The organism is Mucilaginibacter sp. (assembly GCF_039925265.1).
Taxonomy (GTDB): Bacteria; Bacteroidota; Bacteroidia; order Sphingobacteriales; family Sphingobacteriaceae; genus Mucilaginibacter.
The window spans coordinates 293,656-316,520 of record NZ_JBDSZG010000014.1; the positions used below are offsets into that span (position 1 = coordinate 293,656).

The 22,865-nt window shown below is 46.7% G+C and carries 21 protein-coding genes; 17 read left to right on the forward strand and 4 right to left on the reverse strand.

Translation table 11 applies throughout. From position 1 onward, the window contains the following. The first annotated feature begins 45 nt into the window (after positions 1–45). The 14 genes from ABIX36_RS07565 (at position 46) to ABIX36_RS07630 (ending at position 14,755) form a co-directional block, all read left to right on the forward strand. Positions 46–1,020, forward strand: coding sequence for a hypothetical protein (locus ABIX36_RS07565; protein WP_348081558.1), 975 nt, complete (start codon positions 46–48; stop codon positions 1,018–1,020). A gap of 77 nt (positions 1,021–1,097) precedes the next feature. Continuing rightward, positions 1,098–1,610 (forward strand): phage holin family protein, encoded by a 513-nt coding sequence (locus ABIX36_RS07570; protein WP_348081559.1) that lies wholly within the window; start codon positions 1,098–1,100, stop codon positions 1,608–1,610. Continuing rightward, a complete protein-coding gene (locus ABIX36_RS07575; protein WP_348081560.1) occupies positions 1,610–2,119 on the forward strand; it encodes a lysozyme in 510 nt (169 codons plus the stop codon). The genes ABIX36_RS07570 and ABIX36_RS07575 overlap by 1 nt, the downstream gene beginning before the upstream one ends. Then, on the forward strand, positions 2,116–2,562 hold the full coding sequence (locus ABIX36_RS07580; protein WP_348081561.1) for a hypothetical protein: 447 nt from the start codon (positions 2,116–2,118) through the stop codon (positions 2,560–2,562). The genes ABIX36_RS07575 and ABIX36_RS07580 overlap by 4 nt, the downstream gene beginning before the upstream one ends. Positions 2,563–2,677: 115 nt before the next feature. Next, the gene (locus tag ABIX36_RS07585) at positions 2,678–3,061 is read left to right on the forward strand and encodes a hypothetical protein (protein WP_348081562.1); all 384 of its coding nucleotides are present in this window, start codon (positions 2,678–2,680) and stop codon (positions 3,059–3,061) included. An 85-nt stretch (positions 3,062–3,146) separates the two neighbouring features. Further along, positions 3,147–3,923, forward strand: coding sequence for a hypothetical protein (locus tag ABIX36_RS07590; RefSeq protein WP_348081563.1), 777 nt, complete (start codon positions 3,147–3,149; stop codon positions 3,921–3,923). Positions 3,924–3,928: 5 nt separating this feature from the next. Beyond that, positions 3,929–4,396: a hypothetical protein gene (locus ABIX36_RS07595; RefSeq protein ID WP_348081564.1), complete on the forward strand. Its 468-nt coding sequence runs from the start codon at positions 3,929–3,931 to the stop codon at positions 4,394–4,396. Positions 4,397–4,407: 11 nt separating this feature from the next. After that, positions 4,408–4,599: a hypothetical protein gene (locus ABIX36_RS07600; protein ID WP_348081565.1), complete on the forward strand. Its 192-nt coding sequence runs from the start codon at positions 4,408–4,410 to the stop codon at positions 4,597–4,599. 3 nt (positions 4,600–4,602) lie between these two features. After that, a complete protein-coding gene (locus ABIX36_RS07605) occupies positions 4,603–8,505 on the forward strand; it encodes a hypothetical protein (protein ID WP_348081566.1) in 3,903 nt (1,300 codons plus the stop codon). A gap of 7 nt (positions 8,506–8,512) precedes the next feature. After that, on the forward strand, positions 8,513–8,977 hold the full coding sequence (locus ABIX36_RS07610; RefSeq protein ID WP_348081567.1) for a hypothetical protein: 465 nt from the start codon (positions 8,513–8,515) through the stop codon (positions 8,975–8,977). Beyond that, positions 8,974–10,353 carry a phage tail protein gene (locus ABIX36_RS07615; protein ID WP_348081568.1) on the forward strand — a complete coding sequence of 460 codons (1,380 nt, stop codon included), beginning with the start codon at positions 8,974–8,976 and terminating at the stop codon, positions 10,351–10,353. The genes ABIX36_RS07610 and ABIX36_RS07615 overlap by 4 nt, the downstream gene beginning before the upstream one ends. A gap of 1 nt (position 10,354) precedes the next feature. Next, on the forward strand, positions 10,355–11,266 hold the full coding sequence (locus ABIX36_RS07620; protein WP_348081569.1) for a hypothetical protein: 912 nt from the start codon (positions 10,355–10,357) through the stop codon (positions 11,264–11,266). Between the two features lie 28 nt (positions 11,267–11,294). Next, a complete protein-coding gene (locus ABIX36_RS07625; protein WP_348081570.1) occupies positions 11,295–14,399 on the forward strand; it encodes a hypothetical protein in 3,105 nt (1,034 codons plus the stop codon). A gap of 2 nt (positions 14,400–14,401) precedes the next feature. Further along, entirely contained in the window at positions 14,402–14,755 is a 354-nt protein-coding gene (locus ABIX36_RS07630) for a hypothetical protein (RefSeq protein ID WP_348081571.1), read from the forward strand. Positions 14,756–14,892: 137 nt separating this feature from the next. On the opposite strand, the gene ABIX36_RS07635 is transcribed toward ABIX36_RS07630, so the two are convergent. Beyond that, positions 14,893–15,690: an SDR family oxidoreductase gene (locus ABIX36_RS07635; protein WP_348081572.1), complete on the reverse strand. Its 798-nt coding sequence runs from the start codon at positions 15,688–15,690 to the stop codon at positions 14,893–14,895. A 354-nt stretch (positions 15,691–16,044) separates the two neighbouring features. Here ABIX36_RS07635 and ABIX36_RS07640 point away from each other — a divergent pair, with 354 nt between their 5' ends. Next, on the forward strand, positions 16,045–16,953 hold the full coding sequence (locus tag ABIX36_RS07640) for an AraC family transcriptional regulator (protein ID WP_348081573.1): 909 nt from the start codon (positions 16,045–16,047) through the stop codon (positions 16,951–16,953). Positions 16,954–17,000: 47 nt separating this feature from the next. Here ABIX36_RS07640 and ABIX36_RS07645 read toward each other — a convergent pair whose 3' ends face one another. The 3 genes from ABIX36_RS07645 to ABIX36_RS07655 all read right to left on the reverse strand — a co-directional run bounded on the left by ABIX36_RS07645 (position 17,001) and on the right by ABIX36_RS07655 (position 20,327). Further along, positions 17,001–17,852, reverse strand: coding sequence for a universal stress protein (locus ABIX36_RS07645; protein WP_348081574.1), 852 nt, complete (start codon positions 17,850–17,852; stop codon positions 17,001–17,003). A 117-nt stretch (positions 17,853–17,969) separates the two neighbouring features. Continuing rightward, on the reverse strand, positions 17,970–19,457 hold the full coding sequence (locus ABIX36_RS07650) for a L,D-transpeptidase family protein (protein ID WP_348081575.1): 1,488 nt from the start codon (positions 19,455–19,457) through the stop codon (positions 17,970–17,972). A gap of 147 nt (positions 19,458–19,604) precedes the next feature. Continuing rightward, positions 19,605–20,327, reverse strand: a complete 723-nt coding sequence (locus ABIX36_RS07655; protein ID WP_348081576.1) for a TIGR00730 family Rossman fold protein — start codon at positions 20,325–20,327, stop codon at positions 19,605–19,607. Between the two features lie 217 nt (positions 20,328–20,544). Here ABIX36_RS07655 and ABIX36_RS07660 point away from each other — a divergent pair, with 217 nt between their 5' ends. Continuing rightward, on the forward strand, positions 20,545–21,735 hold the full coding sequence (locus ABIX36_RS07660) for a PAS domain-containing sensor histidine kinase (RefSeq protein ID WP_348081577.1): 1,191 nt from the start codon (positions 20,545–20,547) through the stop codon (positions 21,733–21,735). Then, positions 21,728–22,777, forward strand: coding sequence for a response regulator (locus ABIX36_RS07665; RefSeq protein WP_348081578.1), 1,050 nt, complete (start codon positions 21,728–21,730; stop codon positions 22,775–22,777). Before ABIX36_RS07660 ends, ABIX36_RS07665 begins: the two co-directional genes overlap by 8 nt. Positions 22,778–22,865: the final 88 nt, after the last annotated feature.

A 22,865-nucleotide genomic window follows, 5' to 3' on the forward strand; every position in this document is an offset into this window, starting at 1 on the left:
CCAACTGACAAATCCCCTACTAATTTACACCTAAAAAATAAAAACATGCCTGCGAATTTCCCCGAAATGTGGGTGAACAGGGTTGAAACCAACCTAACTTCACAAGACCAAGCCCCCTGGTTAGCAGGGGTAGTAGAAATAGATACATCCGTAATTGAGGTAGGTTCGGGTAGCGCCAGTGAGCAAAACCTGATCCATATACCGGTGACCGATTTTGATATCGATATCCTGTTCAATAACACGGTTTACCCCTTGCCGATCAGCGCATACGGCGACAGCTCGGTAACCTTGCAGTTAGACAAGCTGCAAACCCCACAAGTCCCCATCAGCGATGATCAGGCCAGTGGCGCGTCTTACAAACGTATTGATGCGGCTACTTACCTAATGACCCGCGCCATGCTGATAGCCAAGTATAAAAAGGCTATTTACATGATCGCGCCTGCCGCTAACGGCGCTTTTACCCCGGTTGTGAGTACCACCGGGATACATAAGGACCGTGTGGTACATGATGGTGCAGGTGCGCCCGTAGCGGATACCCCGCTGATGGACGGCCCCCGCGTGATCTTTGTTTATGATGACATTGTGGCGCTGAAAAAGAAGTTTGACGATATGGAAGTACCAGAAGATGGCCGCCGCCTGGTGCTTTGCTCTGACCACTGGAACGACCTGTTGCTGGATAGAAAACGCTTTGGCGATATGTTCAGCAATTACAAAACCGGGATGCCTGCTCCTATGGTAGGCGGTTTTGAGATATTCCAGTACACCGGCAACCCATATTACAACGGCACCAACAAACTGGCTTTTGGCGCGGTGCCTGCCGCAGGGCAGTACAAAGCGTCCGTAGCGTTCTATGTGCCTAACATTGCCAAGAAAACGGGCTACACCAGGCAGTACTTTTTGCCTTCGACCCTTAATCCGGCAGGACAGTCTAACATCGTTTCGTATCGCCATTACTTTATGGCCGTGCCGAAAAGAGCGAAGTACTTAGGCGCTATCGTATCGGCCTATGTAGCCCCTTAATCGTCGATAAACATACCCAAAAAACGATAGATCCATAAACCCGCCCCGTTAATTGCGGGGCGGTAATTTAAAACCGGATGAACCATTTAACCAGACTTTTAAAAACATTTGATTTTCACAGCTTTGCCGAGTTTGGCAATAGCCTGGTGCCGAGTATACGCTATTCGTTTGTTCACCAGCTACTTATTATCAGCTTTAGTTGGGTAATGATAGATAAGATCTTCGGGTTAGACCAGGCTGGCTTTATCGCCTTACTATTAATCTTCCCAACAGAATTGGTTAGCGGCATCTGGGCTTCCATGGTTAAAAAAGAACCGTTCAGCAGCATCAAGCTTTCGCGCTTTAGTTTAAAGGTTGCCTGTTACCTGGTGATGATCGGCGTAAGTTATTCCCTTTTTAACAGTTTTAGCAAGCATAACGAAACTGTAGCTGCCTGGGCATTTGGGTGGCTCCATATTGTGCTGGTAACCCACGTAGGGTTTGAGAATACGATTAGTATACTGGAAAACCTTGATGTGATCAATGGGAAGGCAAAAGGCACCATTGTGACCAAGATAACCGCAAAGTTTAACGCCCTATTTATATCGTAATGCTAAACGCAGCAACTGACCTGGTTAAGAACCTCCGCAATGAAGCCGCTACGGCCTGGGCGGTCGACAAAAACGATACCACCCTGATAGAGGGCTTTGAGGGGTGCCGCTTAAAAGCCTATCTCGATATCGCGGGTGTGCCAACTATCGGCTGGGGAAATACCAGGTACGAAAACGGCATAAGGGTTAAAATGGGCGACACCATTACCCAGGCGCGGGCAGATAGCCTGTTGCTTTTTAAACTGAAAGAATTTGAAGCGGAAGTGCGGAGCCTGGTGAGGGTGGCCATTACCGACAATCAGGGTGCCGCGCTTCTCAGCTTCGATTATAATACAGGTTCTTTAGCGGGTAGCACACTACTGAAGAAACTAAACGCCGGTGATTACAACGGCGCAGCTGATGAGTTCCTGAAATGGAACAAGGTTACCAAAAACGGGGAAAAGAAAATAGCGGATGTGCTGGTAAAAAGGCGCGCTGCTGAACAGAAATTATTTAAAACACCATCATGAAAAGCATTTTAAAATTAGCCTGGGCATTTGTATGCAGCATATTGCCCGGCAAGCCAACACCCGCCAGTACGGACAAGATACCGGACGGCATCACCGAGGCAGACATTGAACACGCCATCGTGATCGTAAATAACATCAGGGCGGGGCTGGCTTCGCCGCTGGCTGTCATCCTTACCGACCTGATACCGACTACCGTAGATAACCGGATCAGGGAAGTATTGGTTGCAGAACTGCCCGTAATGGCCGGTATATTAACCTATGCTAAAGATCAGCTCTTCCATAAATCAATGGTGGTAGTGAGCGAAGCCGATAAGGTGGCGCAGGATGCCTTTGCGCATAATATGGCAGCCCGGATACTGATGGTATTCGGCGGTGGCAAAGTGAACTGGAGCCTGGCGGTGCAAGCCGTGGAGTATTACCTTAAAAACGTATTTAAAAGCTAATTAAACAATATTTAAACAGCGGACAGAGTCAACAAACGGAAGAGCCCATGAGGCCGCATTAAATACCAAAAAGGACAAATGCGCCGCTGTTTTAACCCTACAAAAACCAATACTAATGAGTAAAAAAGCAAACGAGGAACGCGCTAAAGAGATATTCGGCGCTTACGGAAACAAAGACGTTGTATACTTTTCAGGCGATGGCTCGGCATTCTTTAGTGAAAGCGATTGCATTAACCATGCAAAAACGCTTGATGATAAAGGGGTGTCGCAGTTAACGCGTGTGGAAGTTATGCCTGGTACGACCGACGCGGAAGAGCTGGACGGCGATGATGATCTGATTACGCAAGAGCAGAAAGATGAGTTAGCGAAACAGGCCCGCGCCATCTTGGAGGCCGAGTACCTGGAAGCCACCGGCAAAGAAGCGGGGCCTGATCAAAAAGATGCGACGCTGAAAACGGCCATCACCAAGGCTAACAAAGCTAAAATAGCCGGGGAATAATATCCGGCCCAACACAAAATTAACCCCCTGCATTCGGCTTCGGCCGGTGCAGGTATTTAACGATACCCCAACAAACAACGAAATTATGAAGCAAATTGCTTATTCCCTAAAGTCCTTAAAGGATGGCGAAATACCTGATGAGGGTACCATGTCTATCATGCTGGTGCAAAGAGGCACTACTTACAAGGGCACCGCTTCGCTTAAGGAAGCAGACCCAACCGTATTTGACGTTGAGTCGGAAGAGTATCCGGGCCAGCCGGATGAATCCTTTACTATTGACGGTGTAATTACCCTGGTGTTTAGCACCTACGATTATGATGCCGCACAATTGGTCGCTTATAAAGGCGGTGAGATTGCGGCAGATGGTGCCTGGGAAAAGCCACTGCAAAACCCGGAGATAGAAAGAAGCTTTCAAACCATCGCCAAAGACGGCACGCTGGTAGAAATACCGAGAGGCAAGCTCCGCTCTAAGATCAATTATGAGATGAAGCAGGACGGCGTTGGTTTACTGGAGAATACCGTAACGGTGTTGAAGCCTACCGGCGCTGGCGTTAAAGCCTTAAGAATTTCAAAATACGTAGCCCCTGTTGTTAATGCCGGTGCCGATCAGCCTGGTGTTGTTCTCGCAAATGCTGCCCTGTTAGGTACGGCTGTAGCGTACCGGGGTACCATCGTATCTAAACTATGGACTTGCACAAGTAAACCGGTAGGCGCTGCTGATCCCGGCATCACTACACCGGCCGCGCTTGCCACCAACATTACCGGCCTTGTTGATGGCGTGTATGTGTTCCAGCTGGCTGCTACAGACAGCAACGATTTTACAGGCACCGATAAAGTAACCGTAACGGTAGACGTCGCATAATGAACATGGAACAACAGGCGGCCGCAACGCTGCTCGATCATGGTATAAAGGTGCGGGTAACCGCACCTTTATTGTTTAGGCTGTTTGGCCGCAAACATATCGAGCTGGTGATCATTCCGCCGAACATGGGTACGCTTACCAGGATAAGCTACCTGTACCTGAGCAGCGGCATCACCGACGAGCAGCTGGCCAATATGGACGATGCCAACGCGCACAACCTGTTCAGCAAGCACGGCAGGTTGCTAAGCCGCATTATAGCCACTGCCTGGCTATATGGTTACTGGCGCGGCAAGCTGCTAACCGGCATCGTATCGGGCTGGATGTACTGGCACCTCAACAGCATCCAGATGCGAACTATAGTAAATGTGCTGGTGATGCTTTCCAGCAGGGAAAGTTTTACGAGTTCTATCAGATCGGTAGCAGCGATGAAGATGACAGCGCCGACACTGAGCCAACAGACACAGGGGAGTTAAAATGCTCCGGCATGCATAGCCCCTGGGGAAAAAACTTCAACATCATTAAGGAACTCGGTTTCACCTGGCACCAACTGATGTGGAAGATAAGCTGGATAAACCTGCAAATGATGCTGGCAGATGCGCCCAGCTACAAAACGAGGAATAAGGACAAGGTTAAAAAGGCAACATCATTTGATGACTTCGCCGACTTTATGGATTAAGCAATGGATAATTTAGGGCCGATAGATATTGAGATTATAATAAACAACCCCGAGCTGCTTGCTTCATTGAACCAGGCAGAGGGGCTTGTTGCAAAATCTACAACCGTAATGCAAACGGAAGTTAACAAGGCAGTTGCCGCCATTGAGCGCCTGCGGGCCAGCGGTGGCTTATCTGATTCCGTTGCCGAGGTTGCCGCTTATCAAAATGCCTTGCAAGGTGCCGGTGACACCGGCCGCGTGGCCATCAGCGGGATAGATGAGCTTATCCGCATCCTGAATGCCGATCTGGATGCCGGTGTGGTTACGCTGGCCGAATACCAGGCAGAAATGACCAGGTTAGTAGCGATCAGGGAAGCGGGAGCGGCAGCAACCGTACAGGATAACGTAGCCACCGCCGAGCAGGTAGGTTTATTGCAGGGCCTCATTAATAAGCTTGAATTAGCCAACGCCAACAAACTAAAGTTGATTGACCCGGCGCAAATAGCTATTGCGAACGCAGAGATACAAGGCCTTACAAACCAGATAAGGAACCTGAACCGTGCCGGCACTGCCGGTTTTGATGGTTTGAACGGTGCTGCAACGCGCCCTGTTGGCACCATTGGCCGGTTGATCTACGCCGCCAACCTGTACAAAACTGCCGCTGCTACTTCTTTTAATCCCGATATCATTGCCAAATACAACCGTAAGCTACAGGAAACTGAAGCCCAAATTGCACGTACCCGCAATATTGGCCGGGTTGGGTTTGATGATATGGGTAACGCCGTTGCCAGGAACACGAATTATTTAACAAAAGGTTTTTCGGTATTAAGAAACATAGCCTATATATTGCCTGGTATAGGTATAGCCGGTTTACTGGCTTTCATTACATCACCAATAGTAAACTACATCGCCAGCCTTAATTTATTTGGCAATAAGATAACCCTGCTTGCTGCTAAACTGAATGCCTTAAATGAAATTAACCGCCAAACGGCAAGTAATTTTGCCGCGCAATCTGCAAACCTCAAAGTATTGTATGCGCTTGCTACAGATGTTACTGCCGCTGAGCGTGACCGTATTGCGGCGGCAAAAGAACTTAAAAAAGAGTTCCCAGAACAGTTTGCGAATTCCAGGCTTTCGGCAATTCTTAATGGCGAAGAAAAGAAAAGCTATGAAGAATTGACATTGGCAATATTATCGCAAGCCAGGGCGAAAGCCGTAGTTAGCAACCTTGAAGATGTGGAGCGAAAGCGTTTTGAATTAGAGCGCAAAAAAGATAAGATATCCAACTTTCGACAGAACCAATTAGCTCAGCTTAAAAGGGATGAGGCAGCTGGCAAATACGATGGCGAGGGCGGCGGTATCTTATCAGGACACCAGGAAGATAATATAAACAAAAGCGCAGTAGAATCACTGAAAGAAGCTGACAGGCAAATTAAGATTTTGGAAGATCAAAGGCGGTTTGCCATATCCTATGGCGGAGGTATAAAGAAAGTTGCAGAAGCAATTTACGGCGGCACAAATCTCATTAAAGAGCCTCTTAAAAAATTCGACGAGATCATAAAAAATGCCTCGCAGGCTGCTGATCTGGATAACCTGAAAGCCGCGCTGGAGGCAAAGCTGAAAGCCCTTGGCCCAAACGATAAGCAAATACAAACATACAGGGATAAGATAATTGAGGTTGAGAAGCTGCAAAAACGCTATAGCCCAAAAATTACCGATGGGAATGCGGACGCTGATTCTAAGAAAAACAAAATTGCTTTATTGAATGAGATCACAGAAGCTACAGCCGCTTTTGACAGGAAAGCGCTGAGTGCAGATGAACAGGCTTTAAAGGCTATAACAGACAAATTCGACCAGTTGCGGGCAAAGGTAGTTGCATTTAACGCCAATCCTAAAAATGCAGGTAACCAGGTAGCGAAAGCGACTATTGATAGGTTAATCACTCAACCCGAAAAAGCGGCATTAGGCAACCAATTGGAATTAAATACAAATTCAGCTATAAAGGCCGACCTCGACGAAAAGAAAGCGTTATATGCAGAGTACGAAGCTTATAAAGAGAAGCTTGGTAAGGAGGCGGCTGATAAAGAGTATGCTCTTTTGCTGCGTTCCGGCGAAAACTTTAAGAATTATTTAGATAATCAGGCTGACGAAATTCCTACCGGTAAAATAACCGGGCCATTGCAGGCGCGTGCGGACTTAATTACCAAACACCAATTAGAAGAGAAGCAAGCCGAGGCCAAAAAGAACCTTGAACTGCTGGCCTCAACGCTTAGCTACGAACAGCAGCGCAACCTGATAATTGAGCGATCCCTGCAAAAAGCCGCCGAGCTGCGGGCGCAGGGTGCCGCCGAGCAGGCCGATGTTGCCATACAGCAGGGTTTGAAAGAAGCGACTGCGCTGGATGAAGCAAAGGTTAAAGAGCTTGGTGCCTACAAGGAGTTATTTGATGGCATTGCTATCATCTCTCAAAAAAGAGCACAGCAAGATCTTGCGTTTCTAAAGAAATACCTGGATAACGCGCTGAAGGCTGGCACCATCACCAAGGAGGCTTATGATAAAATAAACGCGCAGCTTAATTCCAAAAAGTCCGATACACTGAAGGCAACACCTGAAGAGTTAAGGGCGGTGGCTTCCGCGCTGGGCGGCATAGTGACCCAGGTTTCCGCATTTGACGAAGGACTTGCGCAGGCCCTCAGTACTGTTAGTAATATTCTTAACGGCGTGGCTGACATAAAGAGCGGCTTTGCTGCCATTAACAAAAAAGGCGCATCACCACTGGATAAAATTGCCGGAGGATTGGGGATTATAGGTACTGGAATCACTATTATTAGCAGCATTGTTGGCTTGTTTAGCAACTCAAAGCAAAAAGCCGAACAACAAGCCTATTCGCAGCAATTGCAGCTTAAGGCAGTAGAGGCCATTAACAAAGCATTGGAGCGGCAGCTGGCTCTTACAAAAGAAATTTATGGACCCGAACGGTTAGTAGCCTATAAAGCAAACATAGATGCTATTATAGCGGCGCAAAAAGCCGCCTTGGAAAGCTTGCAAAACAGGGCATCGCTATCGGGCGACAAGGCGATTGATGACCTGCTTAAAGCCAACAACGGGGGAGCCTTCACTGGGGTTTTGGCAAAGGCCTTTGCCAACTTTGGCACCAGTGTTTCTTTGGCTGGAAAATCTATTCGTGAACTCGAAGATTTGCTTAATAAAGACCTGCTTGATGATAATACCGCAGCCGTTGTGCAAAACCTGCTTAACCTTGAACAGCAGGCAAAAGATACAGCCAACGCTTTAAAGGCCGAGATCACTGGCACTACGTTCGACAGCCTTAACGATTCAATTACCTCGCTGTTTGAAAATGGAGAGGCATCTGCCGCCAACCTGGGCAAGGCCATTGAAAAAGCCATCGACGGCGCGATACTCAATTCTTTTAAACGTACCCAGGTAGACCGCGCTATGCAGCCGTTTTTCGACGCGCTGTATAACGCGGGTCTCGACGGTAGTTTTACCGACGATGAACTTGCCGCACTACGCGCACAAAAAGATGCTATTGCCGCCAACCTGCAAAAACAAGCGGATGCATACAACCTGCTAACCGGCGGCAGCGCGACAGGCTCTTCATCATCTTCAACTCTGACGGGTGCCATTCAAGGTATTACTGCCGAGCAGGCCGGTGTTTTAGAGGGGACGTTTCGCGGCGTTCAGCAGGCGGTGGTAGAAGCTAATGCCATCAGTGCAGCCAACGGTAAAACTATTCAACAGCAATTGGCTGAGCAGCGCACCCAGACGCTGGTGCAAATGCAGATAGAGGCCAATACCCGCCGCATTGCTGATAACAGCGATTCGATGCGCGACAGCCTAACCAATATAGACAGCAACACATCATCAAGCAACCTTACCAACGCCATTAAGGCGGCGGGCATATAACACAGTTATGGACTATACATTAAACGGATACGACCTTAAAGAGATGTTCGGGCTTGTGATCAGCAATGGCTCGGACACTTTCCTTGCTTATCCCAAACGTAAGGACAGCCTGCAAAACAACTGGCCGGAACAGGATGGTATTGATAAAGACCTTACCGACCCGCACTTTGAGGCCAGGGATTTTAAACTGTCCTGCGCCCTGATCGCAGAAGGCAGAGAAGATTTTAAAACCAGGTACGATGCCTTGTTCACCCTGCTGAGCGGACAGGGCAGCAAGGAGCTTTACATAGCCGACATTGACCGCGCTTACCATGTTTACTACAAAGAGCAGGTGAATTTAACGAAACTCACCCAACTTAACCGCGAGAGCTGCGGGGTAAAGTTCGACCTCGTTTTTGCCGAGACCAACCCGTTTGACAATATACCGGCCGTGTACCTGGTAGACGATCAGGATAGATTTTTATCAGCATGATAACCATCTATAAAAAAGGCACCACAGAGGTTAGGGCAACGATAAAGCCCGACAGCTCCAGCTTGCAGGACTATGGCCTGATGCGTAATGATATTGTTACGCTGATATGCAAAGTGCCGGTCGCTATTCCTTTCGCTATAGGTGATTACGCCGATATTTTAAATAAGCGCTATTTCATTAACGACCGGGTGCCTTTCCAGCAAGATGCCAAACGTAACATTGTATATACTATTACTTTCGAAAGCTGGCTTTACTTCCTGCGCAGAGCGAATTACCTTACTTACGATTCGGCAAATCATCTTACTGAAGGCAAGTTTGAACAGCGCGGGCGCGCTATCGACTTTATGAACCTGCTGCTGGCAAACATGGAGCGCATGTTCCCGGGGGCGGGCTGGTCGTTAGGTAACGTGGTCGACAGCGATTTTGTAACGATGTCTTTCGCCGGTGAAAAATGCCTCGCCGTGCTGGGAAGACTGGCCGAGCAATTTGATACCGAGTACTTCCTGGAAGGGCGGAAGATCTATTTATTTAAACGACAGCTGCCAAGTGGTGTGACGCTGGAATACGGGCAGGATAAAGGCCTGTTAAAGCTTTCGATGCAGAATGCTGATAACACCGATGTTACCGGCACTGTAACCAGGTTGTACGCTTTCGGCAGCGATAAGAACATAGGCACCAATTACCGCAATGGCGCAAAATACCTGCGGATGCCTGACAGTGTTTATATTGAAAAGAATGCCGACCTGTACGGCGTATTTGAACACACAGTGTACTTCGATGATATCTACCCGCGTCATCAGGGTGTTGTAACGGCTGTTGGCGATAAAGTCACATTCAGCGATGCCTCGCTGGACTTCGACGTTAACCCGCAGATATTACCAGGCGTAACTGCTCAGGTTACCTTCAACACAGGACAGTGTGCAGGGCAGACATTCAACATCGATTCCTTCAATAATGGAACGAAGACCTTTGTAATTGTTGCTAACGAAGGCGAGACGGTTAACCTGCCCACTGATGTGCTTAAACCAGCCCCTGGCGACAAGTATGTGATCATTGGGATAGAGATGCCGCTGATCTACATAACTAACGCTGAAGCCGAATTAAAGGCCCGTGCGCAGGCCTGGCTTGCCGATAACGGTAAAGGGAAAGTTAACTACCCCGTATCTATCGACCCCTTGTTTTTGAAGCGTAATCGCAAAGAGCTGCAAGTAGGTTACACCTACAGGCTGCTGAGCACCGCCCATGGTATAAACGACCAGGTGCGTGTAGTTGGGTATAAGCGCAAGATCACCTCACCATACGAATACACTTCGGTAGACCTCGCAGACAGCGTAACGCCGCGCCCTGCCATTGTAAAACTTTTAAACCTGATCTAACATGGATGTTATAAAAATAAAGATGCCGGAATCGCCGCCTTTTGCTGAAGGCATTACCCCAACAGGTGATGACCTTGTTTGGGTTTGGGGCATAGATGACGGCATACTGCGTAAATGCAAAATATCAGACCTGCCCTTTTCTACAAGCGGCGGTGGTGGAGGCGGTGCTGATCCCGGCATCACCAACCCTAACCCGTTCATGGTTTTTACCAGCAGCGATAACTATGCCTATGACGCCGACACCAATACGGTTATTGTTAGCGACGTGCGTCTGAAAGGCCGTGTTCAATATCCTGTCTATGTTTCACAGGCGGGTGGTGGTGAAGTAAACCCGGCAATAATAGGATATGAAGAGATAGACCCGGAAGACGATACGAAAGGCCGCTTTACGCTAACCGGCTTTCAACTGGATGAAGGCGCGCACCTTACTGTTATTGTGCCGGTGAACCAGAATGCCGGTGATTCATCCCTAACGCAGCTGACGGCCGATGTGGCAGAGCTAAAGCGCATGATGGCACCATTCACACCAACGATCACCGGAGCAAATGGAGGCAAGGCCTGGTATACCGGCGACCTGAATGATCTTGCCGGTACAGGCTGGCAGGAATGTGTGGAGATGCGCGGTTACTTCCCGATGCACCGTGTGGAAGGCGATGCCGACTTCGGCGGCAATGTTGGCACAGATGGCGGCGCTAAAGGCGTAAAGATGACCTTGGGTAACCTGATAAGCCACGTGCACAATTTCATCAAGATACAAACACAGGGTAGCGGCGTTACCAGCGGCTATGTGCGCGGCGCTGTACAGGGCAACGACACCAAGGCCACTGAGGCTACAGGCAGCGCAGACCCCGATCCGATAAAAACAATACCGCCTTTCCTCATCGGCCACTGGATAGAGTACGTCGGCATTTAAACAGTATTTAACCCTTACTAAAATAGCAATGAAACGATTATTAAACATTTTACTATTACTGTGCCTGGCGGTCACTGCAGAGGCACAAAAGAAGGTGCCGTATGAACGCACCACCACTAACCAGATCATGGCCGACAGGGCCACTCTCTCGCGCTGGTATATGGGTGTGCCAAAGGTGCCCGGTGTAACATGGAAAAATTATATTCCCGACAGTTTATTTGTAAATGGACTTTGGCGCAATACTGACGCTAAGCCCGGACTATCGCTTTATAATCCATTAACCGGCAATATTGAAAACGTTGTCGTGTTTGGGATGCTGGATAGCCTCGCTAATAGACTTAAAATAAGCGGGGTATCCAACCAGCGTGTTTATGGTAACGTTGGGTTTAACGAGGTAAAAAGCTACAACGGCGATGATTTTTCAACCCTGTTCGGAACCAATTGGGGCCATAGTGGCGGCAATAATATAGATCTGCATACCGGCACCGGCAATTACGATATAGGCCTGGTATCGCCAACGGGTAATATTTCAGTTAGCCCGGAAGCAAACCACTACTTTAATGTGAATGGCGCAACCCAATTGAGCGGAAACCTTAATTTTTCCGATGGTAGTTATTTTACTGGCTTTCCAAATGTCTCATTGTCATTGCGTATTAATACCCGAAATGGTTTGCAGATTTTTGGCAAGGATGGTGGTGCTGTAATGTCAGCCAATGATGGTAACGTAGGGGCCGACAACCTCGATATAATAATGTACCGACCTTTATCTTTATGGTCAGCACCTGATTTACCAGCAATAGGCTATGATATATTAGTTAGAGACCAAGTAGTCGGAGGCGGACATGGCTATGTTTATAAAATACCTTCATCAACGTTTGCTTTATCATCTTCATTAAGTTCATATACGCCATATACCGGTGCAACATCGGATGTAGCTATTGGCGCGCATGGTTTATCAGCACAGAGTATCTATACTACAGGAACATCAGGGGTTACATTTGAAACAAAGAACGCTCAAATAGATGGTTATACAGATCATATTGGACTATCTTATTTTAGAGATGATGCACACATTTACGATAACAAGTCCTTAGTTTTCCATGATAATGTAGGCGCACGTACTAATTCCTTTAGTAACTCAGGAGCTGGCCACCAATTGTGGTTACATGATGAAGTAAGTGGTGATGTTACAGTGTTCACAAATGGCACCATAAGAGACTATAATACAAATAAGTTATATCTCAAAGAGGGAGATGCGTTACCCACTGCTGGTGGCACACTAACCGGCCCGCTCTACCTGCATGCCGACGCGGTGAACGCCATGGAGCCGATCACCAAGGGACAGTTTGATAATTACACCACCGGCGTTACCTGGAAGCAGGAGGTAAGGGTAAGAACTACCGGTAACATCACGTTATCGGGTACCCAAACGGTAGATGGCGTATCGCTGGCCGTCAACGACCGCGTTTTAGTAATGGCGCAAACTGCCGGCGCGGATAACGGTATCTACCTGGTTAAAAGCGGCAGCTGGACACGATCTGTTGACGCGGATGCCTCTACAGAAATTTCCACCGCTGCCGTATTGGTAAGGCTGGGCACTCTTTATAAAAACACGCAATGGACATGTACAAACGCTACCGACCCGGTTATCGGTACGGATGCCATAACTTTTGGGCAGATCGCCGGTGTTGGTACGTATACCAATGGACCAAGCATGAGCCTTAGCGGTAACGTATTTGACGTAAACTACACCACACTGGATGCCAGGTACGTTACCCAGGCTGGCAGTTTTGCAAACCCTTCGTTTATAACAAGCCTTGCACAAAGTAAGATCACGTATACCGGCAGCACATCCCAATATGTACGCGGTGATGGCTCATTTAGCACGTTTGCTACCGATGTGCAAACGGTAGGTGATGCCCGTTACGGGCAATTGACCGCTACGAATGATTGGTCGGGTACCTATAATAAGTTTGCAAAAGTGTTTATTGGCGGCGTGAACGGTGGTTCGCAGCCGTTCTATGTTACCGGTAGTTATTCCGGATCGGGCCTGGCATCGTTTTACAACACCAGCACAAGCGGCTACAGCTCGTTTGATTTTTACAGCAGCGCCAACGCGCTACAATTGGCTGTCGGCTATGGCAACGCATCCGTATCAAACACGGCACTACAGGGCATCAATTATTTTTTATCTCCGCAAAGCAGTAGGTTCGGTTGGTTATTTGGCGCATCTACCGAGGCGATGAGCCTTACCACAACAGGCTTGGGCTTAGCCACAACAGCGCCTACGCATTCGCTAACATTTGGGTCTACATCAACGTTCCTGAGCATGAATAACCAAACCGATCAAACTACGAATTATGAACGGTTACGGCTTGGTTTTAGCGGCAACGTAGCTAAGTTGGTGGTCGAAAATGGCGGCACTGGTGCATTGCGAAATCTTAATATTTCATCCGGTATATCCCAAATAACTATCGGACAAACCGCAGCCGGTTCAACAGTTGAGGTAAGAAGGGATGCATCAGGAATCTCCAACCTGTTTGCAGCTGCATCTACAGCCTTAATAGCCTCATCGGGTATACAAAGCGGCGTTGCAAGCTGGTTAAGTATTGCGCAAAGTAGCTCTGCTGGTTATATAGCTAATTGGGCAAATGTTAGGGAAAATAGCTTGGGTAGCGGCATCCATTACCTTTACCGCGGGACATTATCCACCGGTGACAACGCCTCCGGTACCTTAACTGATAAATTTTGGGTAGATAACACCGGCTTGACCAAAAGCATCCATTTGGGCGGTTTATCATCTGCCCCAACCATTACAGCCGGTACAGGTGCAGGTACAAGCCCTACAGTTAGCGTTAGCGGTAATGACATAGCAGCTACCGTAACCATTACTACCGGCACGTCGCCAACTGCAAGCGCAACCGTGGCCACTGTAACTTTTAATACAGCGTTCGGCGCGGCCCCTAAGCTGGCGTTATTCCCATCAAACGGACCCGCAATAGAGCTGGCCAGTACGTCCCGCGTGTTTGCCGACGAGGCCAGCACCACTACCACCACAGCCACTTTAAAGGTCGGTGCCGGTGGCCTCGCTGCTTCTACCACTTACAAATTCACCCTAATAGCAATTCAATAATCATGAAAAAAGCAATCTTCATCACGGCCATGATGGCCATCACCATTTCGGCATTTAGCCAGGCTAAAACAGATGTAATTAAAGCCCCTGCCGACACCACTTACCGCCCGGATCAAAAGCGGGTTTACACGATACAATTAACAGCGGGACAGCTGATAGATCTAACGCAGACCTCCCAAGCCGGCGTAATTCCTTATTTAAAGAGCGTTAAGCTCACTATGGATAAGCTGGAAGGGGTTCAGGGATATTTTAATACCATCCACCAGGGCATCGCCATTCAGTTCCGGCAGCAGTACGTGGCCGATAGCCTGGCATACCGAAAAAAAGCCTTATACCCTGCTAAAAAGCAAAAGTAAATTCATTGACAGTATAAAGGCCATTTAAATTAACTTTAAATGGCCTTTATACTTACCTAAAAACTCAGTTGTATCTGGTGTGTTTTTCTAAAATTTGTACTTTTAGTTTTTAGAAAGTGTACTTTTAGTTGTGCCGATTATACATCTTTTGCAAATGGCTTATCCATGTACCTGCGGTACCCCAGCTCTGCCCCGCCAGATACCGGGAGGATGCAGCCCGTAATAAACCTTGCCTGCTCCGATATCAGGAACAAACACGCATCGGCCACCACATCGCCTTCGGGGCAATAACCAAGGGGATGAATCTCATCGAGGTAATGCTCAATGTGCGCTGCGTTTGGTTGCTGATTGCTCCAGCGGCGCAGCATGGGTGTCCACACGCCTGCAGGGGCAACTGCATTAACGCGGATGCCAAAAGGCGCGTAATCCAGCGCCATAGATTTGGTAAGCGCGTTAACGGCTCCTTTTGTAGCGGTGTAGGCGGCGTGCAGCTCCTGTCCTATATCGGCAACAAGGCTGCCTGTGTTTAAAATGGTTCCCTTAGTTTCCTTAAGCGCGGCTATGCCATATTTAGTGGTATGGTAAATGCCTTTTACGTTGACGTTGAAAACCTTGTCCCACTCCTCATCCGTAGTATCGCATACGGTTTTGGAGGGGTTGGATACGCCCGCGTTGTTATGGATAACATCTATTCTCCCAAATCGCCCGATGGTTTCTGTTATGGCCCGGTTTACGTCCGCCGGTTTAGATACATCGGCCAGGATATAATGGATCTCATCATTAAAAAACTGCATACGGCAGTTTTGCAGGCTATCTTCCTTGTGGGTGATGATGCTCACTTTGGCGCCGGCCTTGTGGTATGTTTTGGCGCATTCGTAACCAATACCTTCGGTACCACCGGTTAAAAAAACAACCTTATCTTTTAGTAGTTGCATACTGGTTTTTGCATTTTTATTTACAGGCAATAACAATAGGCTATTGCAGTATTTACTTGCTTAATATTATATGTGTTTGTGTTTGGTATTTAACCGGTTCATTACCTTAAAAAACCCGGTGCTTTTTGGATAATGCTATAATTGGCTTTGTTAAATACAACAGCCAAATTTAACTGCCGGTTTAAAATCGTCTAATAGGTAATTCGGCTATTTTAATGGATAATTCGCCTGAATTATTTTGGAAGAATAATTTGCTGTAATGGTGCGCTTTATCCAAATAAAATATAATTTAGCCCGCATTATAAACACCAGCCATTCTCTGATGGCATATACTATTACACACCTTAATTAATAATGGGTAACTCTTTTAAACGCAAGGACGGGTTCGACGGTGAAAAACTGATCAGTATCCCTCAAAAGGTATTAACAGACTATGTTAAGCGTTACCCGGCGCTGTTTAATATTTACATTACCCACATTGGTTATTTCCCAAAAGCATCGTACCATTATAAAGAGCGCCGCCGGGGCTGCGTGGATAACATATTGATCTACTGCCTCAAGGGAAAAGGCTATTATGTTATTGATAAAAAGAAATTCGAGGTTACACCCAACCAGTTCTTCCTGCTGCCTGCTACCGAGGAACCCATGCGGTACTGGGCCGATGAAGAAGACCCCTGGACCATCTATTGGGTACATTTTACGGGCGATAATATCGAAAACTTCAACTCCTCGCTCAACCTTAACATTTTTAAAGGACCGATCCAGATTCCCTTTAATAATAAGGCGCTGGAGATATGGCATAATATTTACCAGAACCTGGAGATGGGTTACAGTATTGAGAATTTGTGCAATGCTACGTTTTGCCTGTACAATTTGATCGCGACGTTTTTGTTCCCCGATAAGCACATCGTGAGCGAGCAGGTAGAGAACGAGGACATCATAACCACCACCATCCTCAACATGAAGCAAAACATCGAAAAAAAGATGACCGTGGAGGATATGGCGGGGCAGCATAAATTATCCAGCTCGCATTTCAGCAGTTTGTTCCGCAAGGCAACAGGCATGCCGCCGATGGATTACTTTATCCACCTGAAGATGCAGAAGGCCTGCCAGTTTTTATACGCCAACGAAGCCAAGATAAAAGCCATAGCTATGGACCTGGGTTATGAGGACCCGTATTATTTTTCCCGCGTGTTTAAAAAATATATGGGCATGTCGCCAGAGCAGTATAAATTGACGACTAATATAAGGTCGCAGGTGTAGGGGTAAATCGCAACAATACGTTTTTTAGCAACCATCGTAACTACGGGTTATATCAGCACTTTATCAAATCCGTCTGGCAGCACCAGCAGTGGCACTCTGCTGTGCGTTGCAAGCTTTTGGGTGTAGCTGCTGCCAAAAATGCCGTGGCTGCGGTGGATCATCACCAACATATCAATCTGCCCGTTTTCTGCAAGCTGGTTTAAGCCGGAACTTATCCCTTCGTTTTGCAGGCTGCGATAATAAATGTTGGGGTAATTTATTTTACAAGTCACATCGCTTAAAAAAGCATCTATATCTTTTTGATCCTGCCCTGATGTTTGGATAACGTGGCTAACCAATACTTCGGCATTAAAATACCTGCCGAAGTTGGTCAGCGAGTGCAGGGTATCTATATCGCTATCCGTTAGGTCGGTAGCAAAGGCTATTTTTTTTATAGGCGTGAAAGCATAGTTTTTAGGTATCAGCAATAAGGGAAAATCGGCCTTATCTATCAAATCGCGACTGTTACTGCCCAGCACAAACTTAGAAAACAAATTAGCGCCCGACATACCCATCACCACCATGTTCAATCCATCATCCAACACCAGGTTGCGGATATAGTCTGTTACATTACCTATGCCAATGGAATGCTCAATACGGGGTTTAAAAATATCATCTCCCTGTCTCCCCTTGTCTAAAACGTTTGCTAAATAGGTTAATTCCGCTTCCGACTCCTCTTTTAAACTGCCCATATCTTCGAGCGGCCAGGCAACCTGCGCCGCATACAACGATTCGGCGGGTATTTTTATAGCATTACAGAGTTTTATGTTGGCCTTAACTATTTCGGCTATGCCGTATGCGTACTTGGCGGCGTTGTTTGCAGCCGGCGAAAAATCGGTAGGCACCAATATCATTTTCATATTCAAAATTTTATTTTTCAAAATTGCGTGTTTCAACACTTTAAAATAATGACGCTCGTCATCTAAAAGGTTTTTATTTCTGTGATGCTGATCATTGTATTTCTCAACTCTCCAAAATTAGTTTTGGGTAACTTTTAGTGTTGGGTCGTTTTTGCTGTACATTAACATATCCAGGTTTTTATCGAGTCCATAGATGTCGTCATAAACTACCAACGTACCGTTTACCATTTCGCAGGTGAGATAAGTAATAGCTATAGGCATTGGGTTTTTGAGGTTAAAAATTTTTCTCAGTCCTTTGTCAACAGCCTGTTCCATTGCAGGTACTAAAGCCTGCGCATTATCATTTGCCAGCAGCAACTTAGCGAGGTTTACGATATGCTGCACGCGTACACAGCCATGGCTGTATGCACGGTTGTTTGTGAAAAACAGATCCTGTTCGGGCGTATCGTGCAGGTATATATCATATATATTATCAAAACTGACCACCATTTGGCCGGTGGCATTATCGCATCCTTCGGTTTGTGTTGCATAATAACGCTGCGGTGACTTTAAGATCAATTTTAAGTAGGCTTTACCGGGCGTTATCAGCATCCCTCCATTATTGTAAATAGCATAATGATTATTGGCCAGGTAGGCAGGATCAATTATCGCTTTTGGAAGCAGTTCTTTAACAAATACTTTCTGTGCCACCCGCAACTCCGGCGTTGTGGTGAAATATTTGACGGCGCTATTTAAAGATGGCGTTGGCGTGCCGGGCATCCCCACAATTACCCTAAAGGTATCCACCGCTCCCCTATGATTGAAGCTAAGTTTGTACGACGGAATGTTGACCTGAATAAAATTGCCGGTGTCTAATGCCGACCATCTCAGCCGCTCCATATTAAGCGCCATTTTGCGTACCTCCGCTTCGGGGAACTCATAGCAGTCATCCAACTGTACCCCGGCTACTTTATGCATATGGATTTGAAGGTTTTGATAAAGCTTGTTTTGAGGCTGCGCACTAAGGATAGCCATTATAAAATCTTTACTTGGCATTGCTTTGTTGATCACTTCCATAGCATCAAAAGAAAGCCCGCCCTTATCAATTTTCGAGTCGGGAAAAAGCGGGTTGTATTTACCGAAGTGTAAATTATTGGTAAAGGATAGCATAGCATCCGTCAGGATAATTTCAAAACGTGCCTTTTGAACCAGCGGCACCCTGTCCGGGCGCTCCAGTATATCGTGCAGTTTACCGTACAATAATTCGGTGGGGTGATAATCTGCATGATTTAGGCCGAATTGCAAAACGCAGTCGATCATCAGCATAGCTGCCCAGGTTTGCCCGGCATCCGCTTCCTTAACTATCCAGTTTGGGGTAAACTGCCGTTGCAGGTAAAACCGTTTTACCGTTAAGGGATAATTCAAGGGCAAATTCGAAAGGTTAACTTGCCTGGCAATTTCATCAGCCAGTTCCCTGTCGCCGTTGCTGTTAACCACCCGTTTATCCGCTGCTTTTACCGTTAATACGGCAAACATCAAGGTTGCCAGGAATAGGCCCATCAACATTAATGTTTTAATACTATAGCGGTGCGGTTGATATGCTACGGGGTCTATTTGCTTTTTCATGTCCTTGGTTTGATGATGTAAAGGTGTGGACAGCAGGCCCATTAAATAATGATACCGGTCACCTAATAAACTGACCTAAAACGAAATGGCATAAAAAAAGGCGCACATAAATAACTATGGCGCCCTGGGAAATTACGTACCTGTGTTTTATTTATGTTCAAATAACCATCGGAAGGGTTTATACGCCCGTTTGGGTTTCAGGCCAAACTGTTTGATGCTTTTTTCTTTGATCAGTTCCACAGCCTCGTTTATATCATCAGTTACCAGGAAATAGCTTTCATCGCCATCGCCTATGGTTCCGTTGCGTTTCATCACTACGATATGTTCCATTAATTCCTCGTGGAACTCCCTGCCGAAAATAATGATGGGGAAGTTTTTTATTTTTCGGGTTTGGATGAGGGTAAGCGCTTCAAAATATTCATCCAATGTGCCATAGCCGCCGGGCATCACCACAAAAGCAAACGAGTATTTTACCAGCAATACCTTACGGATAAAAAAATGGCTCATGTAAACCCATTTATCCAGGTAAGGGTTTGGCGTTTGTTCTACAGGCAATTGGATGTTACAGCCTACCGAAAAACCACCTACGTCTTTCGCGCCCCTGTTGGCGGCTTCCATTAAGCCGGACCCGCCGCCGGTGATGATAGTGAATCCCAATTTTGCAAAGGCCGCGGCAGCATCGCGGGTAAGCTGGTAATAAGGGTGATCATCTTTAAAGCGGGCAGACCCGAATACCGTGATACAGGGGCCGATAAAATGCAGCGCACGCAAGCCTCTGATCAGATCCAGCATGGTGTTCATCACAAACTTTAACTCCTTTAACCGGGAGTGCGGACCGTCAAGAAACTGTATCTCTGTACTGGCAGGCATAGCTATTGGTTTAAAGTAAAGGTGCATAACCCGCCCCGGCCAAAGGGTGACCAGCGGCACTTATTTTAGTGGCGTAAGTCAGCAAAAGACCTTCCCGGATTAAACTTTTTGCGCTAAAAGTGACGCACGTCATATTTTGGATTGAAGTACATTACTTTTTAAAAGTTGCATCCCCATCATATTTGTACTAAGTTGCCCATAAAGGATAACTTAGTTTATGGAAAACGCTGCATTACTTAAAGCCATTATACAAAACGCCATCGACGGTATTATTACCATTGATGAAAGAGGGTTGATAGAAACCATTAACCCGGCCGCATGTATGCTGTTTAGCTATACGCCGGAAGAGGTTATTGGAAAAAACGTTTCGTTTTTAATGCCCCCGCCCGATCGTACCCAACACGACGAATACCTAAGGCGTTACCAGCACACCGGCGTGCCGCATATTATTGGTATAGGCCGCGAGGTTACCGGGTTACGCAAAGATGGTACAACATTTCCGTTCCGGCTGGGCGTTAGCGAGGTTGAGTACTCCGGCAGAAAGATCTACAATGGCTTTATTCATGACCTGAGCAAGCAAAAAGAAGCGGAAGAACAACTAAAAGATTATGCCGCGCACCTGGAAGAGGTGGTGGAAGAGCGTACGCAATCCCTAAGAAAAACGGTATTGGCCCTGCAGGATGCAAAAGAAGAAGTGAGCTTGTCGCTGGAGAAAGAAAAAGAGCTGGGGCAGTTAAAAAGTCGGTTTGTATCTATGGCCTCGCATGAGTTCCGCACACCGCTAAGCGCTATTCAGCTTTCGGCCTCGCTTATTGATAAATATTCGCAGCCATTTGAAAGCGAGCACATTACCAAGCATGTGGGCAAAATAAAAAACGCCATAGGTAATTTAACAACCATATTAAACGATTTCCTGTCGCTTGAAAAATTAGAGGCCGGAAAAGTTGAACCCACCTTTTCGTTGTTCGACCTGGTAAAACTATCAGAAGAAATAACTGAAGAGATGCAAATGGTGGCCAAGCAAAACCAGCATATTATTTACCAGCACACCGGGAAAGAGAGCATGGTAACGCTTGACCAGAACCTGTTAAAAAACTGCATATTCAACCTCATAGCCAATGCCATTAAATATTCGGGCGAGAACACCTTTATTGAGTTTAATACCGAAATAAATGAACAGGGATGTAACGTTATGATCAAAGACAATGGCATAGGTATACCAGAGAGAGACCAGAAACATCTTTTTGAACCATTCTTTAGAGCGCATAATACCGGAAATATACCAGGTACCGGTTTGGGCCTGAATATAGTGGCACGTTACACGCGTTTAATGCACGGAAACGTTGAGTTTAAAAGCACCGTTAACCAGGGCACATCATTTACAATTTCATTTAAAAAGCATGAGTAAGCAAGTTTTGATCATTGAGGATAATGACGACATCCGGGAAAATGTTGTAGAGATATTGGAACTGGCCGATTTTGCAGTTTTACAGGCAAGCAACGGTAAGATAGGTGTAGAGCTGGCTATTAAAAACAAACCAGATATCATCCTTTGCGATATTATGATGCCCGAGCTGGACGGTTACGGCGTACTTTATATGCTGAACAAAAACCCCGAAACAGCAACTATCCCCTTTATTTTTTTAACCGCCAAAGCCGAGCGCCTCGACCTGCGAAAAGGTATGGAAATGGGTGCCGATGATTACCTCACCAAGCCTTTTGATGATATTGAGCTTTTAAACGCCATAGAGACCCGCTTAAAAAAGAAAGAACTGCAGCAGAGCCAATATACCAACCCGCTGGATAGAATAAATGGCTTGTTATCCAAAAACAATGGGCTGGCCGAACTTAAACGCATTATTACCGAGCGAAAGACCCGGCAGTTTAAAAAGAACCAGGTTATTTATTACGATGGCGATAAAGGCAACGGGCTGTACATTATTTTAAGCGGGAAAATAAAAACACTAAAGCTTGCAGAGGACGGCCGCGAATTGATGACCGGCATTTACACCACCAACGATTACCTGGGCGTAAACGCCATGCTTGCCAACGAACCGTATGCAGACACCGCCACGGCCCTGGAAGATTCGCAGCTTTGTTTGATACCCAGGGAACAGCTGGACGAACTGATAAACAAGTACCCGGATGTGGCACGCCAATTCATCACTATACTGGCAAACGATGTCCGCGATAAAGAGGAGCAACTATTGCACCTCGCGTACAATTCTGTACGTAAACGCATGGCCGAATCACTATTGCGATTGCACAAACAAAACAATGCCGCTGAAGGATTTAAAATTAGCCGGGAGGACCTGGCTGCCATGGCCGGCATGGCTACCGAAACCGTAAGCCGCACCCTTACCGATTTTAAAGAAGAAAAACTGATAGAAAAAAAGGGCAGCCTGATCACTATACTTGATGAAAACCGCCTTGCCAAAATGAAAAACTGATAAAGGTCATGTTTTGGGCTGACTACGCTCAACTGTAATTCCCCCGCGCCGCTATAATTTTGAAAAAATAAACTATCGCGCATGAAAG